Annotated in this window: 14 protein-coding genes; 1 reads left to right on the top strand and 13 read right to left on the bottom strand. The window is 40.9% G+C overall.

The window, feature by feature from the left end; genetic code table 11:
• Positions 1-65 precede the first annotated feature (65 nt).
• The 10 genes from era to leuB form a co-directional block, all read right to left on the bottom strand.
• Entirely contained in the window at positions 66-977 is a 912-nt protein-coding gene (era, locus tag DW059_RS01340; RefSeq protein WP_117697054.1) for a GTPase Era, read from the bottom strand.
• A gap of 45 nt (positions 978-1,022) precedes the next feature.
• Complete coding sequence (locus tag DW059_RS01335) at positions 1,023-3,941, bottom strand: insulinase family protein (RefSeq protein WP_330408205.1); 2,919 nt, start codon at positions 3,939-3,941, stop codon at positions 1,023-1,025.
• A gap of 151 nt (positions 3,942-4,092) precedes the next feature.
• Positions 4,093-4,293 (bottom strand): cold shock domain-containing protein, encoded by a 201-nt coding sequence (locus tag DW059_RS01330; RefSeq protein ID WP_022243044.1) that lies wholly within the window; start codon positions 4,291-4,293, stop codon positions 4,093-4,095.
• 119 nt (positions 4,294-4,412) lie between these two features.
• Positions 4,413-5,324: a mechanosensitive ion channel family protein gene (locus DW059_RS01325; RefSeq protein ID WP_117697049.1), complete on the bottom strand. Its 912-nt coding sequence runs from the start codon at positions 5,322-5,324 to the stop codon at positions 4,413-4,415.
• 31 nt (positions 5,325-5,355) lie between these two features.
• Positions 5,356-6,594, bottom strand: coding sequence for a DUF1015 domain-containing protein (locus DW059_RS01320; protein WP_117697047.1), 1,239 nt, complete (start codon positions 6,592-6,594; stop codon positions 5,356-5,358).
• A 120-nt stretch (positions 6,595-6,714) separates the two neighbouring features.
• Positions 6,715-7,878 (bottom strand): phosphoglycerate dehydrogenase, encoded by a 1,164-nt coding sequence (locus tag DW059_RS01315; RefSeq protein ID WP_117697045.1) that lies wholly within the window; start codon positions 7,876-7,878, stop codon positions 6,715-6,717.
• Positions 7,878-8,960 (bottom strand): 3-phosphoserine/phosphohydroxythreonine transaminase, encoded by a 1,083-nt coding sequence (serC, locus tag DW059_RS01310; RefSeq protein WP_117697043.1) that lies wholly within the window; start codon positions 8,958-8,960, stop codon positions 7,878-7,880. The genes DW059_RS01315 and serC overlap by 1 nt, the downstream gene beginning before the upstream one ends.
• 52 nt (positions 8,961-9,012) lie before the next feature.
• Positions 9,013-10,686 (bottom strand): biosynthetic-type acetolactate synthase large subunit, encoded by a 1,674-nt coding sequence (ilvB, locus tag DW059_RS01305; RefSeq protein ID WP_117697205.1) that lies wholly within the window; start codon positions 10,684-10,686, stop codon positions 9,013-9,015.
• 58 nt (positions 10,687-10,744) lie between these two features.
• A complete protein-coding gene (gene ilvD, locus DW059_RS01300) occupies positions 10,745-12,427 on the bottom strand; it encodes a dihydroxy-acid dehydratase (RefSeq protein ID WP_117697041.1) in 1,683 nt (560 codons plus the stop codon).
• 50 nt (positions 12,428-12,477) lie between these two features.
• Complete coding sequence (gene leuB / locus DW059_RS01295; RefSeq protein ID WP_022243051.1) at positions 12,478-13,578, bottom strand: 3-isopropylmalate dehydrogenase; 1,101 nt, start codon at positions 13,576-13,578, stop codon at positions 12,478-12,480.
• Positions 13,579-14,027: 449 nt separating this feature from the next.
• Here leuB and DW059_RS01290 point away from each other — a divergent pair, with 449 nt between their 5' ends.
• The gene (locus DW059_RS01290) at positions 14,028-14,369 is read left to right on the top strand and encodes a phenylpyruvate tautomerase MIF-related protein (protein WP_117697038.1); all 342 of its coding nucleotides are present in this window, start codon (positions 14,028-14,030) and stop codon (positions 14,367-14,369) included.
• A gap of 18 nt (positions 14,370-14,387) precedes the next feature.
• Here the strand turns inward: DW059_RS01290 and DW059_RS01285 are convergent, their stop codons facing one another.
• From DW059_RS01285 to DW059_RS01275, 3 genes are read right to left on the bottom strand one after another with little or no spacing between them, the layout of a single operon-like run.
• Positions 14,388-14,771, bottom strand: a complete 384-nt coding sequence (locus tag DW059_RS01285) for a PAS domain-containing protein (RefSeq protein WP_117697035.1) — start codon at positions 14,769-14,771, stop codon at positions 14,388-14,390.
• A complete protein-coding gene (locus tag DW059_RS01280) occupies positions 14,755-15,735 on the bottom strand; it encodes a nucleotidyl transferase AbiEii/AbiGii toxin family protein (protein WP_117697033.1) in 981 nt (326 codons plus the stop codon). Before DW059_RS01280 ends, DW059_RS01285 begins: the two co-directional genes overlap by 17 nt.
• A complete protein-coding gene (locus DW059_RS01275; protein ID WP_117697031.1) occupies positions 15,722-16,486 on the bottom strand; it encodes a type IV toxin-antitoxin system AbiEi family antitoxin domain-containing protein in 765 nt (254 codons plus the stop codon). The genes DW059_RS01280 and DW059_RS01275 overlap by 14 nt, the downstream gene beginning before the upstream one ends.
• Positions 16,487-16,557 lie beyond the last annotated feature (71 nt).

The raw sequence follows: 16,557 nt of genomic DNA, 5'->3' as shown, positions 1-16,557 counted from the left end.
GCCCTTTCTTCATACTTGTATGAAATTAGGTTTTCCAGAAGCACTTAAGATAATACTGTCAATATTTAGAATTCCTCTTCCCGGTATCCGAAGTTCTTAATCATATAATCGCTGTCACGCCAGTCTTTTTTCACTTTTACCCAAAGTTTCAAATTAACCTTGGTATCTAAGAGGTGTTCAATTTCATATCTGGCATTGGTACCAATCTTCTTTAACATGGCTCCCTGCTTGCCGATAATAATTCCCTTGTGGGAATCCCGCTCACAGATAATCGTGGCATCAATATCAAACATTTTCTTACCTTTGCGTTTCTTCATCTGGTCAATAGAAACGGCAATTCCATGAGGAATTTCTTCATTTAAAGCATGTAAGGCTTTTTCACGAATCAGCTCTGCTACAATCTGACGCTCCGGCTGGTCGGTAATGGTATCCTCATCATAGAACATCGGACCATATGGCAGATATTTAAAAATCAAATCAATGATAACATCCGTATTTTCTCCACGCAGTGCAGATGCCGGTACGATTTCCGCAAAGTCATAGACTTTACGATAAGTATCAATGTACTCAAGCATCTTATCCTTGTTATCCAAGGTATCTAATTTATTGATAACCAGAATAACCGGTGTCTTTACGGTCTTTAATTTCTCGATAATATGCTGCTCTCCTGCGCCGATAAAATCACTCGGTTCCACCAGCCATAAAATGACATCCACTTCATTCAATGTGTGTTCTGCCACATTTACCATAAATTCGCCCAGCTTATTCTTTGCCTTATGGATACCAGGTGTATCCACAAAAATAATCTGTCCTCTGTTTTCATCCGTATAAATAGTCTGGATACGGTTTCTGGTAGTCTGCGGTTTATTGGATGTAATTGCAATCTTCTGTCCAATCAGATGATTCATCAAGGTGGACTTTCCTACATTCGGCCGTCCAATCAGTGTTACAAAGCCTGATTTAAAATTTTCCGTCATACTTACTCCTTCTTATGTATGCTGCGGGACTATTACCCACAGCTTTTAATAAAGATTCTTTACTTCTAAGAACATATCTTTTTCTGCTTCTACATTTTCCTCTGCACCGATGACACACAAGGCATCCTGTGCGAGTACTGCTTCAATAAGCACTGCGAGATTTTTGATATTTTCCGGCTGTGCATCTAAAACTTCATTTCTCTCACGCTGTAATTCCTCATAAGAAATATTGGTAAGATAAGCACTTACGGAACGCATGCCCTTGGCAGCCGGATTCAACGGGGTATCCATATCACTTACCGTTCCGATGATATATTTTGTCATATCACGTTCATCTGCATCAAAAGCTCTTAAATATGCCGGGATACCTTCGTAAATCTCATTGGTGCTCTTAAGGTTCGGGTCACGGTAAGAAGTGAAATATGCATCTCCATTCCGCATAAATCCGCTCATGCAGCCATATGCACCACCCTTTACCCGGACATTAATCCAAAGGTAATCATAGCTTAAAATTACTTTTAAGATACGAAGTGCTCCGGTATAGGAATATCCTTTCGATAAATAATTTCCGGCTCTGGATACATACTGTACTTTGGAAGCATCTAAGAAACCTTCATTCTTTTTCTCACAATGGAAGGTAACTGCTTCTCCCTCTTTTGCTCCATCCGGTAAAACAGTTAAGAACTGCGGGAATTTTTCTTCTAACAGCTGATATCCTTCTGCGTCTGCCGTCAGGGAAATCAACAGTCTGTTCTTTACAAAGATTTTCTCTGTAAGGCTTCTTAATTTATCCATTAAGAACTGCTTCTTCTCGTCAAAGTGTTCTTCTAATTCTGCAATCGTCCGGTACAGTGCAATTCCGCCAACCAGGTCATTGAATCGGGCTACTGGTGAGAAATAAGACATTGCCCGCATGGCAGATACGGAATGTCCGGCAGAGCTTAAGGACATCTGCAGTCTCGATTTGATACGCGCTAAAATCTCATAGAGACGTTTTTCATCTGTAATCTGTGTGCCCATCAGAATCTCAGAAAGAAGTCTAAGCCCCTCTTCTAAATTCTGATAAAGAATCTTGGAACGTACTTCGTATTTTGCATGGAAACTGTCTTTTTTCTTGGTATCCGCATAAATATTAATCTGGGATGAGATACCGCCGGTCTTAAGATCAATCTCATTTGCTAAGTCTGCATAGTTATAATGCTCCGTATCCATATAACCAAGTACAGCTTTTAACACCCCAAGGTATGGCAGTTCTTCTTCTGTAATATCACCGATATCAAACATCAGATTCAGATAATGAATACCATTGGAATAAATGTTGGTATGAATGGTTTCGATGCCATTGCAGCTTACCTTTTCATATACCAGCGGCTGTGCTTCACGCTTCATGTCCTGCCGTTTTAACATCGGAATCTTCAGCAGGTCTTCCTTTGGTGACGGCTCTTCCTGATACTGTTTTAAATGCTTTGTATCCTCTACTAACTTATCAATCTCTTCTTCTGATAAGTCCCTCTTATAAGCTGCCAGTTTCTCTTCTAATTCTTTTTCCAGACTGGCATTTAAGCCTTTTTCCGGTTCAATGGATACATAGGATTTATGGCTGTTATCCAAAAGATATTTCTGAATCAGTTCTTCAAAATATCCTGTTTCAATCTTTTCCTTTAATGCTGCAAATACGTCTAATATTTTAAGATATAAGAATGGTTCGTCATCATCATAAAGCCAGCTGTCCATACAGGATAATCCATAAATTAATCCCTTCGGGAAATTACCGTAATCTGCTTCACGGAATTTGAATTCCTCACTGTTGATTCCTGCTAACAGGGATTTTCTATTGAGACCGTCTTTGACGATTTTCTTTAAAGTATCTTCGATAATTCCTACAAACTTCTCTTCGTCTTCTTTATTGGCATTCTTTGCCACCACAGAAAAAATTGGCTGTAAGGTGCTGTTATCAAATCCGCCCATGATATCTTTTCCGATTCCTGCATCAATAAGTGCCTGCTTCAACGGTGCTCCCGGTGCACTTAATAGTGCATAATCCAACACATCAAATGCCAGAGTCAGTTCACTCTCAAGATTCGTTCCGATCGCCACATTATAGGAAAGATATGCATTATCCTCTAAACTTTCGGAAGATGCAATGGAATATGGCTTGCTGATGGTTACCGGCTTTTCAAAAGGAGCCTGCAGCTGAATTGCGGAATCTACTTCGATTTTATCATAATGGCTTAAATATTCTTTATCGAGAAATTCCAGTTTTTCGTCCATATCCATATTTCCATAAAGGTAAATATAAGAATTACATGGATGATAGAATTTCCGGTGGAAATCAAGGTACTGCTCATAAGTAAGCTCCGGAATTACTTCCGGGTCACCGCCGGACTCATTGCTGTATGTGGTATCTGGGAACAGGGAATTTAATACTACACGGTCTAAGACACCTTCCGGAGAAGAAAATGCGCCCTTCATCTCATTGTATACCACTCCGTTGATGGTAACCGGTGCATCTTTATCCTCTAATTCATAGTGCCAGCCTTCCTGCCTGAAGATTTCTTCTTTCTTATAGATATTCGGATGAAACACAGCGTCTAAGTATACATCCATCAGATTAGTAAAATCTTTATCATTGCAGCTTGCCACCGGATAAACGGTCTTGTCCGGGTAAGTCATGGCATTTAAGAATGTATTTAGAGAGCCCTTCACCAGTTCCACAAACGGGTCTTTCACCGGGAACTTGTCTGAACCGCACAATACCGTATGCTCAATGATATGTGGTACGCCGGTGCTGTCCTCTACCGGAGTACGGAATCCAATATAAAAGACCTTATTTTCATCATCATTGGAAATAAGGCTGATTTTAGCTCCACTCTTTTTATGTCGAAGCAGATATCCCTTTGCATGGATGTCTGTCAGATTTTCTTCTTTGATTAATTCATATGCTGTTAACGCTGCTAAATTCAAATGTTTTATCCTCCATGTTCTCATAATCTGACTCACAGTCTTTATCAGTATAACACATTTTTTTTACATTTACACCTGATAAACCTAAAAACAGGAAGACGGATATCCATCTTCCTGCTCTGCGCTTATTTCATATTCAACTCTATACGAATTAACCTAAGCGAACTACGTTAGCTGCCTGAGGTCCTTTTTCTCCTTCTACTACCTCAAATTCAACTGCTTCTCCATCTTTAAGCTCTTTGAATCCATCCATATTTAATGCGGAGAAATGAACGAATACATCATTTCCTTCTGCATCTGAGATAAATCCATAACCCTTCTTTGCGTTAAACCATTTTACAGTTCCCTGCATTTCTTTTTCCTCCTAATACACAATAAATCTAAAAAGTTGCACAAAATTGTGCACGACTACATGGCTAACAGTAGCATATTTTCCAATATTTGTCAAACTTTTTCACTTTTTGCCCGATTTTATACCGGATTCTTTACGTTGACATCAAGCTGCGGGAACGGAATTTCGATTCCATTTTCATCCAGGGCATTTTTCATCTCCTCAGTCAGTGCCCAGCGGATATCCCAGTATAAATCAGTCGGCACCCACACTCTTGCACCAATGGTAACACTGCTGTCTCCCAATTCCGATACAAAGACCTGCACCGCCTCGTCCTTAAGCCGGCGTTCTTCGGAAAGAAGCAACTGCTCTATCACAGCCTTCGTCTTCTTTAAATCCGCCGAATAGGACACCCCTACTTCCAGGTCAATCCTGCGTTTCTCACTGTAGGTTACATTGGTAAGGCTGCTGTTGGCTAAGATTCCATTTGGAATTACGATAATCTTATTGTCAACACTCTTTAACTTGGTGTAGAAAATCGAAATCTCTGTTACCGTTCCTTCGTTGCCATGGCTGTCTTCTACAATATAATCCCCCACTTTAAACGGTTTTAACATCAGTATTAATACGCCGCCGGCAAAGTTGGATAAGCTTCCCTGCAGTGCCAGGCCTACCGTCAGTCCTGCAGAACCTGCTATTGCCATTACAGATGTGGTTGCAATTCCAAAAAGCGAAAGAATGATTACAATCAAGAAGAAATATCCAATGCACTTGACCAGTGCATCCATAAACTGTTTTACACCCTTGTCAGCATCCTTTTTATCCAGCCATTTCCGGACGAGTTTCCGGAAAAGTTTGATTAACTTTACGCCAATGGCATATACCACGCAGGCAATCACCACCTGAAAGAGAAACGCCAGTAAATCCGGCACCAGCCCCTCCAGGTAAGTACGTATCACGCCCGGTTTCTTCATCTGTTCAATAGCATCGCTGACTTCTTCCGCTGTAATGCCCTCTGTGCTGGCCTCTAATGCGGTCAGATAAAATCCCATTTTAATATCCTCCAGTTATTTATGAAAGTTATTATGAAAGTGCATGAATAAATAATCCACTGCGAAGTTTTGGCTCAAACCAGGTGGATTTCGGCGGCATCAGTCTTCCAGCATCTGCTACTGCAAACAACTCTCCGATGCTGGTCGGATACATGGCAAATGCCACTTTACAGTCACTATGTACTCTGCGCTCCAATTCCTCCAGTCCACGAATTCCACCTACGAAATCAATCCGCTTATCGGTCTTCGGGTCTTCAATGCCAAGTACCGGATGCAGTAACACATTCTGTAAAATTGATACGTCCAGCCCATCTACCGGGTCACTGCTTAAATCCGCTTCTTTCATCCGGCAGGCATACCAGTTATCCCCAAGGTACATGCTGAAACTTCCTTTTTCAGCCGGATGAACCGCTTTCTTCTGTGGTGCTCCCACTTCAAACAGGTCGTTCATCTTTCCAAGGAATTCCTCTTCTGTCATTCCATTTAAGTCTTTTACCACACGGTTATAATCCATAATCATAAGCTGGTCATCCGGGAATAATACGGATAAAAAATAGTTAAATTCCTCAGTTCCGTCATAATCCGGATGCTCTGCTCTCCGCATCAGTCCTACCTTTACTGCGGATGCTGCACGGTGATGACCGTCTGCGATATAAATTTCTTTTATCTTTGCAAATGCTTCCTCGATAGCCGCAATATCTTCTGCCTCTGCAATTCTGTATACACGATGTCCGATTCCATCCTCTGCCACAAAATCATAAAGAGGTGCTGTCTTCTTTACCTTCTCTACCACTGCATTGATGACATCATTGGAACGGTATGCTAAGAAAATCGGTCCGGTCTGTGCATCACAGATATTTACATGGTTGATTCTGTCCTGCTCTTTATCTGCTCTGGTATTCTCATGTTTTTTAATGACCTGATTCTGATAATCATCAATCGAAGCACAGGCTGTAATACCGGTCTGCACCCTTCCGTCCATGGTCAGTTCGTAAATATAATAGCACGGTTTCTCTTCTTTTACGAAATCACCTTCTGCTACCATATCCCAGAGCATGTCATGGGCTTTCTTATATACCTCCGGTGCATAAGTGTCTACGGAATCATCAAACTGTGTCTCGGCACGGTCAATGCGAAGAAAGCTTTTGTCATGTCCTTCTACCGCTTTCTTTGCTTCCTCTCTGTTATATACATCATACGGAAGTGCTGCAATCTCTGCCGCCTCATCCTCTCTTGGTCTGATACATAAAAATGGTCTGATATCTGCCATTGTTTTCTCCTTCCTGCGTAATTGCGAAAAACACGCTTTGTGAGTTTCCTGCGTAAGAGAAATGGACTGTCGCGGCGTAACCGGGCAGTCCATATATTATCTTTTTCTCACCTGCATTTATTATTTTACAATACGAACCTTTAATACACCATCTAAGGTCTGAAGTTTCTCTTCTACTTCTTTGGTAACAGGTGCATCTACATCAAGCAATGTACATGCATAATCGCCACGGCTCTTATTGGTCATATCAGAAATGTTGATATTTGCATCTCCTAAAATAGAAGTATAGCTGCTAATCATTCCCTTTACGTTACGGTGTAACAGTAACAGTCTTCCTGCACTCTTGCACTCGCCCATATTGCAGTCCGGATAGTTTACAGAATGTGTAATATTTCCATTCTCTAAGAAATCACGAATCTCTTTTACTGCCATTACTGCACAGTTATCTTCGGATTCTTCGGTAGAAGCTCCAATATGAGGAGTTACGATACAGCCTTTCTTTCCAACTGTGGTTGGATTTGGGAAGTCGCTGACATATTTTGCAATCTTTCCTTCCTCTAATGCTGCTACCATTGCCTCTTCATCAACCAGTAAGTCTCTTGCAAAGTTCAATACTACAGTGGTAGGTTTCATCATTGCAATTGCTTCTGCATTAATCATTTTCTTGGTAGAATCTAAAAGCGGAACATGAATTGTGATATAATCACAGTTCTTGTAAATTTCTTCTACAGCATTTACATGATTTACATTGCGGGATAAACTCCATGCAGCATTTACAGAAATGTATGGGTCATATCCGTATACTTCCATTCCAAGATGTGTTGCAGCATTTGCTACTTTAACACCGATGGCACCAAGTCCGATAACGCCAAGCTTCTTTCCTGCAATTTCGCTTCCGGCAAAGTTCTTCTTCTGTTTCTCAGCAAGTTTTGCAACATCTGCATTGCCTTCCTCGCCTTTTACCCATTCGATTCCACCGACTACGTCACGGGCTGCCAATAACATTCCTGCAAATACCAGTTCCTTTACACCATTTGCGTTTGCACCCGGTGTATTGAATACTACGATACCTGCTTCTGCACATTTATCCAATGGGATATTATTTACACCTGCACCGGCTCTTGCAACAACTTCCAAAGTCTTTGGAAGTTCCATATCATGCATTGCTGCACTTCTTACCAGGACTGCCTGTGCATCTTTGATATCTTCTACTTTGTTATATTCATCTGACAAAAGGTCTAAGCCTACACCAGCGATTGGATTTAAACATGTATAGTTAAACATTATGCGTTCTCCTCCTCAAACTTCTTCATAAATGCTACCAGCTTCTCAACACCCTCTTTTGGCATTGCATTGTAAATGCTGGCACGCATACCGCCAACGGTTCTGTGTCCCTTTAAGTTTACAAAACCGGCTTTGGTTGCTTCTTTGACGAATTTTGCATCTAAGTCAGCATCACCGGTAACGAATGGTACGTTCATAAGAGAACGGTCTTTTGGAACTACAGTTCCCTTGAATAACTTGCTCTGGTCTAAGAAATCATAAAGAATCTTAGCTTTCTCTTCGTTACGCTGTTTCATAACTTCAAGTCCGCCCATCTTCTTTAACCATTTGAATACTTTACCACAGATATAAATGCCGTAGCATGGTGGTGTATTGTAAAGAGAATCTGCATCTGCCTGAGTCTTGTATTTTAACATGGTAGGTGTTCCCGGAAGAACATCATCTGTAATTAAGTCTTCACGAATGATTACGATTACAACACCTGCAGGTCCAACGTTCTTCTGAACGCCGCCGTAGATTACTCCGTATTTGGTTACATCAACCGGTTCTGATAAGAAGCAGGAAGATACGTCTGCAACAAGTGTATGTCCTTTGGTATTTGGAAGTTCTTTGAACTTGGTTCCATAAATTGTATTGTTTTCACAGATATATACATAATCTGCATCTTCCGGAATATCCAGATCTGAACAATCCGGAATATAAGAGAAGGTCTTATCTGCTGAAGATGCTACTTCTACTGCATCCCCATACATTTTTGCTTCCTGGTAAGCTTTCTTAGCCCACTGTCCAGTTACAATGTATGCAGCTTTCTTATTTTTCATCAGGTTCATTGGAATTGCAGCAAACTGCTGGGAAGCTCCACCCTGTAAGAATAATACCTTGTAATTATCCGGGATATTCATTAAGTCTCTTAAATCAGCTTCTGCCTCTTTGATGATGTTGTCATATACTTTGGAACGATGACTCATCTCCATTACGGACATTCCACATCCTCTGTAGTCTAACATCTCATCTGCTGCTTCCTGTAAAACTTCTTCCGGTAATACTGCCGGACCTGCAGAAAAATTATATACTCTGCTCATTTTCTAATTCCTCCTCACTTCTTACACATATCTTTCTATATGTAATGGCTTATTATTTTAAATCTTCCTCGGTAAACACCTCAGATATAGCTGCCCCCGGTGCTACCATTGGCCACACCTTATCATCACTATCAATTATACAGTCTATAACAACTGGTGTACTACTTGCAAGTGCTTTTTTCAAAATATCGACAAATTCTGCCTGACTGGTTGCCCGATATCCCGTTGCTCCCATGGCTTCTGCCAGTTTTACAAAATCTACTCCATCGTCTAAAACAGTTGCAGAATAATGCTTCTCATAGAAAAGTGTCTGCCACTGTCTTACCATTCCAAGCACATGGTTATTAATGATAACTTCGATTAACGGAAGCTTCTGACGGACTGCTGTTGCAATCTCATTCATATTCATACGGAAACATCCGTCACCGGCAATATTGATAACCTGTTTATCCGGATTTGCTATCTGCGCACCGATTGCTGCCCCCAGTCCATAACCCATGGTTCCAAGTCCGCCGGATGTCAGAAGTGTTCTCGGCTGTTTGTATTTATAATACTGTGCTGCCCACATCTGATGCTGTCCGACCTCCGTTACCATGATAGCATCTCCGTTGGTCTGACGATAGATTTCTTCGATTACGAACGGACCGCTTAATCCTTCCGGATGATAGCTCAATGGATATTCTTTCTTGTATTCCATGATGTGCTCCATCCACTCTTTATGCTCCATCGGAGATAACATCGGATTGATTCTTGCAAGAATCTTCTTTAAATCACCAATCACGCTGTTTGTTACCATGATATTTTTATTAATCTCTGCCGCATCCACATCAAACTGTAAGATTTTTGCATGATGGGCAAATTTCTTAGCATTTCCAAGCACACGGTCTGAGAAACGGACACCTACTGCAATCAGAAGATCGCACTCGCTGACTCCAAGATTGGAAGTTTTGGTTCCATGCATTCCAAGCATTCCGGTATAACGTTCATCCGTTCCGTTAAATGCACCTTTTCCCATCAGGGTATCACAAACCGGTGCATCCACCTTATCCACAAATTCTCTCAATTCATCCGAACAGTCGGAAATTACGGCACCGCCGCCCACAAAGATATATGGTTTTTTCGCTTTCTGAATCAAAGCTGCTGCTTCTTCTAAGTCTTCCTCCCGGATGGTTTCTGTCACACGCAGTACCGGTTCAATACGCTGTGTTTTATACTCTGTCTTATTTGCAGTGACATCCTTTGGAATATCCACAAGAACAGGACCCGGTCTTCCTTTTTTTGCAATGCGGAATGCCCGGCGGATGGTATCTGCCAGATCATTGACATCTTTTACAATAAAGTTGTGCTTGGTAATTGGCATGGTAATTCCTGCAATATCAATTTCCTGGAAACTGTCTTTGCCAAGAAGCGGCACATTGACATTACAGGTAATTGCTACCATTGGAACAGAATCCATATATGCGGTTGCGATTCCGGTTACCAGATTAGTTGCACCCGGTCCGCTGGTGGCAAAGCACACACCAACTTTTCCGGTGCTTCTTGCATATCCGTCTGCCGCATGGGAAGCTCCCTGCTCATGGGAAGTTAAAATATGTTTTATTTCATTACTATGTTTATATAACTCATCATATACATTTAAAATTGCACCACCCGGATAACCAAATACCGTATCCACGCCCTGCTCTTTCAAACATTCTATTACGATTTCAGCACCTGTTAAGAGCATTGAAATTTCCTCTCTTTCCAACTTATCTTTCTGCTGTATATTTACAGATTACCGGTTCTTATTTTTCTTCCCCGGTACCTGGAATCTGTAAAATTGCACCGCGGTTTCCTGAAGTAACCATGGAAGCATAACGTGCCAGATATCCGGTTGTTACCTTCGGTTCTCTTGGCTGCCATTTTGCTTTACGGGCTGCCAGTTTTTCATCGGATACTGCAAGCTCTAACTTCATTTCCGGAATGTTAATCTTAATGATATCGCCTTCTTCTACCAATGCGATTGGTCCGCCTACGGCTGCTTCCGGTGAAACATGACCGATGGAAGCTCCACGGCTTGCGCCGGAGAAACGTCCGTCTGTAATCAATGCTACGGAAGAACCAAGTCCCATACCTGCGATTGCAGAAGTCGGATTTAACATCTCACGCATACCAGGGCCGCCTTTTGGTCCTTCGTAACGGATCACGACTACATCACCGGCAACAATTCTGCCACCCTTGATTGCTGCAATGGCATCTTCCTCACAGTCAAATACTCTTGCCGGTCCTTCATGAACCATCATCTCTTCTACGACTGCGGAACGTTTTACAACACCGCCGTCCGGAGCAAGATTTCCTTTTAATACGGCAAGACCACCGGTCTTACTATACGGATTATCCAGTGGACGGATAACTTCCGGATTCTTATTGACTGCATCTTTGATATTCTCGCCTACGGTCTTACCGGTTACGGTCATACAGTCTGTATGTAAAAGTCCTGCATCTGCTAATTCTTTCATGACAGCATAGACACCGCCGGCTTCATTTAAGTCTTCCATATAGGTCGGGCCTGCCGGTGCCAAATGGCAGAGGTTCGGAGTCTTCTCACTGATTGGATTTGCAAAGGAAATATCAAAATCAAATCCTACTTCATGTGCGATTGCAGGCAGGTGAAGCATACTGTTGGTAGAGCAGCCTAACGCCATATCTACGGTCAGTGCATTTAAAATAGCATCCTTTGTCATAATATCTCTTGGACGGATATCTTTCCGATACATATCCATAACTGCCATTCCGGCATGTTTTGCTAATTTGATACGCTCGGAATATACGGCAGGAATGGTTCCGTTTCCACGTAAGCCCATACCAAGTGCCTCGGTCAGACAGTTCATGGAGTTTGCGGTATACATACCGGAACAGGAACCACAGGTCGGACATACTTTCTCTTCGTATTCCCTTACTTCTTCCTCTGTCATTGTACCTGCTGCATAGGAGCCTACTGCCTCAAACATGGAAGATAAGCTTCTCTTACGTCCCTTTACATGACCTGCTAACATCGGACCACCGGAAACAAATACGGTAGGTACATTAATTCTTGCTGCTGCCATCAGAAGTCCCGGTACGTTCTTATCACAGTTTGGCACCATAACCAGTGCATCAAACTGATGGGCTAATGCCATACACTCTGTGGAATCTGCAATTAAGTCTCTTGTTACCAGGGAATATTTCATTCCGATATGTCCCATGGCAATTCCATCACAAACTGCGATAGCAGGGAATACAACCGGTACTCCACCTGCTTCTGCAACACCTAATTTTACAGCGTTTACAATTTTATCCAGATTCATATGGCCCGGTACAATTTCATTATAAGAACTTACGATACCAACCATTGGTTTCTTCATTTCTTCTTCGGTAAATCCCAAAGCGTTAAAAAGACTTCTGTGCGGAGCCTGCTGCATTCCGGCTTTTACATTATCACTCTTCATCTTCGTTCTTCCTCTCTTTTTTATTGTTCTGTCTGAAAATTTCTTATCTCTTACAGATTCTCTACGATTAAGTCACCCATTCTGGCTGTTCCTACCTGGGTTACGGTTGCTTTCTTTGCTTCTTCCTGTGGCATAATGTCAATGGTACGATAGCCTGCCTTTAATACCTTCTTTACGGCATTTTCAATGGCATCTGCTTCTTTATCGAGATCAAAGGAATATCTTAACATCATGGCTGCACTTAAAATGGTTGCAATTGGGTTTGCAATTCCTTTTCCTGCGATATCCGGTGCAGAACCGCCGCTTGGCTCATAAAGACCGAATTTCGTATCATTTAAGCTTGCAGAGGATAGCATTCCGATGGAACCGGTTACCATACTTGCTTCATCCGATAAAATATCTCCAAACATATTCTCAGTTAAAATTACATCGAACTGCTTCGGGTCTTTTACCAACTGCATGGCACAGTTATCTACCAGCATATGCTCATATGTTACTTCCGGATAATCCTTTGCTACTTCTTCTACAATCTTTCTCCAGAGTCTGGAGGAATCCAGTACGTTTGCCTTATCCACGCTGGTCACTTTCCTGCGGCGTTTCATGGCAATGTCAAATCCGCGTTTTGCAATTCTGCGGATTTCATTTTCGTTATATGTCAAAGTATCGGTTGCCGTCATCACACCGTCCACTTCTTCTGTCTTTCTCTCTCCGAAATAAAGTCCGCCGGTCAGCTCACGCATAATCATCATATCAAATCCGTCTCCGATGATGTCATCACGCAGTGGGCATGCTTCCTTTAATTCTTCATAAAGATATGCTGGTCTTAAGTTAGCAAAAAGGTTCAATGCCTTTCTTAATTTTAAAAGACCTGCCTCCGGGCGAAGGGATGGCTCTAATTTGTACCAAGGGGATGTTGCTGTATTTCCTCCGATGGAACCCATCAGAACTGCATCTGCCGCTTTTGCATGCGCAATGGCATCATCGGTCAGCGGTACACCGGTTGCATCGATAGAACAACCGCCCATCAGTATCTCGTCATATGTAAAGGTGTGTCCAAACTTTGCTCCGATGGCATCTAACACCTTTCTTGCTTCGCTTACAATCTCCGGTCCGATTCCGTCACCGGCAATTACTCCAACATTATAATTCATGGGTAAATCCTTCTTTCTTTTCCTATTGCATGCATCCCAATTTCATAACTACTGATTATGGTAATGCTCATTATCCTATATCATAGCTTATTTATCCGAAGAATTCAATAAATTTTACCATTATAGTTTCTCATAGTATTTATAATCTGTGGTTATATTCTATTCTTTTGGTATGATTTGTTGTTATTATACAAATCTTTTTCTTGTCAGAATGGGATTGGTACAGTAGACTTGAGGTAGGTATTTTATAGGAGATGAGAAAGGTTCTATGATTCATCAGATATGGATGCGAGGCAAAACGGTAAGGGGCAGCAGGCATTTCTACCGCAATACTAATACCGTACGGCAACCGGTGCAGATTCACATCCATGTTCTGATGAATCATAGCTTTTTCACTCTCACCTATATAACGAGCCAATTAACTTATCCATTCGTAAGGAGGACTAACAATGCCATTTATTAACATGAAAACTACTGCTACTTTAGATATTGCCAAAAAAGATACCCTGTCCAAAGCACTCTGCACCATTACCAGAGACTGCATTGGCAAAGGCGAGAACTGGGTTATGACCGGGTTCGAGGGTAATGCTTCTCTTTGTTTTTTAGGGAGCACCAAAGATATTGCTTATGTAGAAGTGAAATGCTACGGCTATCCGACTAAGCCACAGATGAATCTTATGACAAGAAAAGTCTGCTCTCTCTTAGAAACTGAACTTGGTATTCCGAAGAAGCGAATCTACGTTGCTTACTTCCCGACCGAGGACTGGGGATGGAATGACAGTAATTTCTAGGGGATTAGAAAAGGGATTTTACCACAAATCATATTTTTCCATGGTTTCCGCATTTCTGAATTCGTGCTTCTCATAGTAGCCAATCAGCTTTTCTTCAGCATCCCTTAACGCAACCATATACACATCTTTATTCTGCTTCTCATTATGGGAGGTATAGATGAGATTGTGGCTTTCATCTGCTGCGAACCAGTCGATTACCTGCTGGATGCGTTTTTGCGATTCTTCATTATGGCAGTTTAAAAGACTTCTTCCAATAAGGCTTTCACCGCCCCATTTCTCATAGCTTTTTACTGCAGTTGGATTCATATAAATGATTTCGTGCTTTAAATTGCATATCACAACGGAACAACGATCCTGGTCAATGATGCTTTTAAAATATGTTGCGTTAATGTCTGTCTGCATGGTTATGCTCCTTTTCTTTCTGTTCTTTCATTTTCCATATTGCCATAGGATGACTACAAATATTATCTAAAATTACTTTATCATCAAACAACAACTCTGGTCTATACTCTTTTCTTTCAAATGCCTCTAAATATTCTCTTTCTTCTGGTGTCAACATCATAAGTTCCTGTATATATGTTTTTGCCTTCTTCTTTCTCTCTTCCAGATTAAAATTATCTTTCTTCCTCAAAACCGGAAACAAATCTCTCCTGATTTTCGTAAAATTCAAGCCATCAATTGCAGATGTGTCAAAATTCCTGTTAATTACTTCTGCTGATACTGAAGCATAAAATATAATACATTTTCGTAGAAGAATTTCTTCCTCTTTTCCAAATAAACCATATGTTATCATATTATTGAAATCATATAAGTCCCTCGCTGCAGCCCTGCTCATTAATGCATTTGCCTTGGCAGCAAAAATTTCCATCGGATGTAACGTCCGAATCATCACATCTTCCCGAAACATATCCGTCACAATTTTCCTGTTTGTGGGTTCAAACAAATGCGACCGCAAGGAATAATTAATTTCCACCTTGATATTATCCCTATTTCCGCCTGCATTTTGATATAAAAACAAAAATGCATCTAAGCTATGGCTATATCTTGATGCTTCAGACCGGTGATACCCCAATTCTTCCATGTATTCACATAATTGCTCTGTAATCTGTTTTCTATGCATCTGCGTATCATCTTTGGATAAGTTCGGAGTAAAATCCAAATCAATATCTACCGACAAACGTGGCAGATTGAATATTGTCATATTAATTGCTGTACCACCTTTTAACGCCAAATGCTCCCTTAAATACGGATCACTGTTAATATATTTCAACACTTCTTTCAAACGTAGCACTTTTTCAAATGTATCTCTGACAAATCCTGCCTGTTTTGCCGCTTTTTCTAATTCAATTTTTTTATATGCTATCATGTAACACCCCATTTTTCATGCCATATATATCATTTGGAACAACCAGCTTCCAACTGTTGTCATATTTTCCACCCGTCATCTCCTTCGTCAGATATCGCTTACTTTTTCCGATTTTTCCCCTGCAAAATTCAAAAAAATCATCACTTAATCCAAGCTTATTTTTATACGCCCAAAGCAGATACCCTGTCTTTTGATACAGGAACTGATTATGATACGCTTGCAGATACTGTAACAAACGTTTTTCCTGTAAGTGTGTCACTGCTTCTATATCTGCTATTACCTCCTCAATGCCGGCTATTTTATCCATATCTTTAATACTGTCAACAACTGTCCTCTCCTTAGTTGTCACCCGTATACCACCACTGTACATAATCTCTTCAATACCGATATCACACTTTGAAGCAACATAACAATAATTATAACCATCAAATTCAAACTCTTTAAATGGTGTTTTAGACGAAACATATATATCATAATATATCTGATCACCCATACCATAATATTCCATTGCTGTATGATGCGATATATACGATGATTCCGTAATAGCACATCCTATCTGGTACTTGTTTGCAACAGGACTATCTGTTTCTCCACTTATGCAAGTGTACATATTCTTTTTTATCCGAACAATGCGCCCCTTATTCAACAACCGTCGAACTGCTGAACTGGCTGATTCCATATTATGATAAAACTGATTCACATCATTTAATGTAAATACCGGTTTTTTTAGCAGTTCATAATATACATTCATAAATGATTAACCTCATTTTTTCTTTTATTATTATCTATACTAACTTATTTAACAGTGTATTTCAAGTTTAT

The organism is Roseburia sp. AF42-8 (genome assembly GCF_003435965.1).
GTDB lineage: Bacteria > Bacillota > Clostridia > Lachnospirales > Lachnospiraceae > Roseburia_C > Roseburia_C amylophila.
Note: the sequence above shows the minus strand (reverse complement) of the source record. Positions and strands in the feature narration are given on the sequence as shown.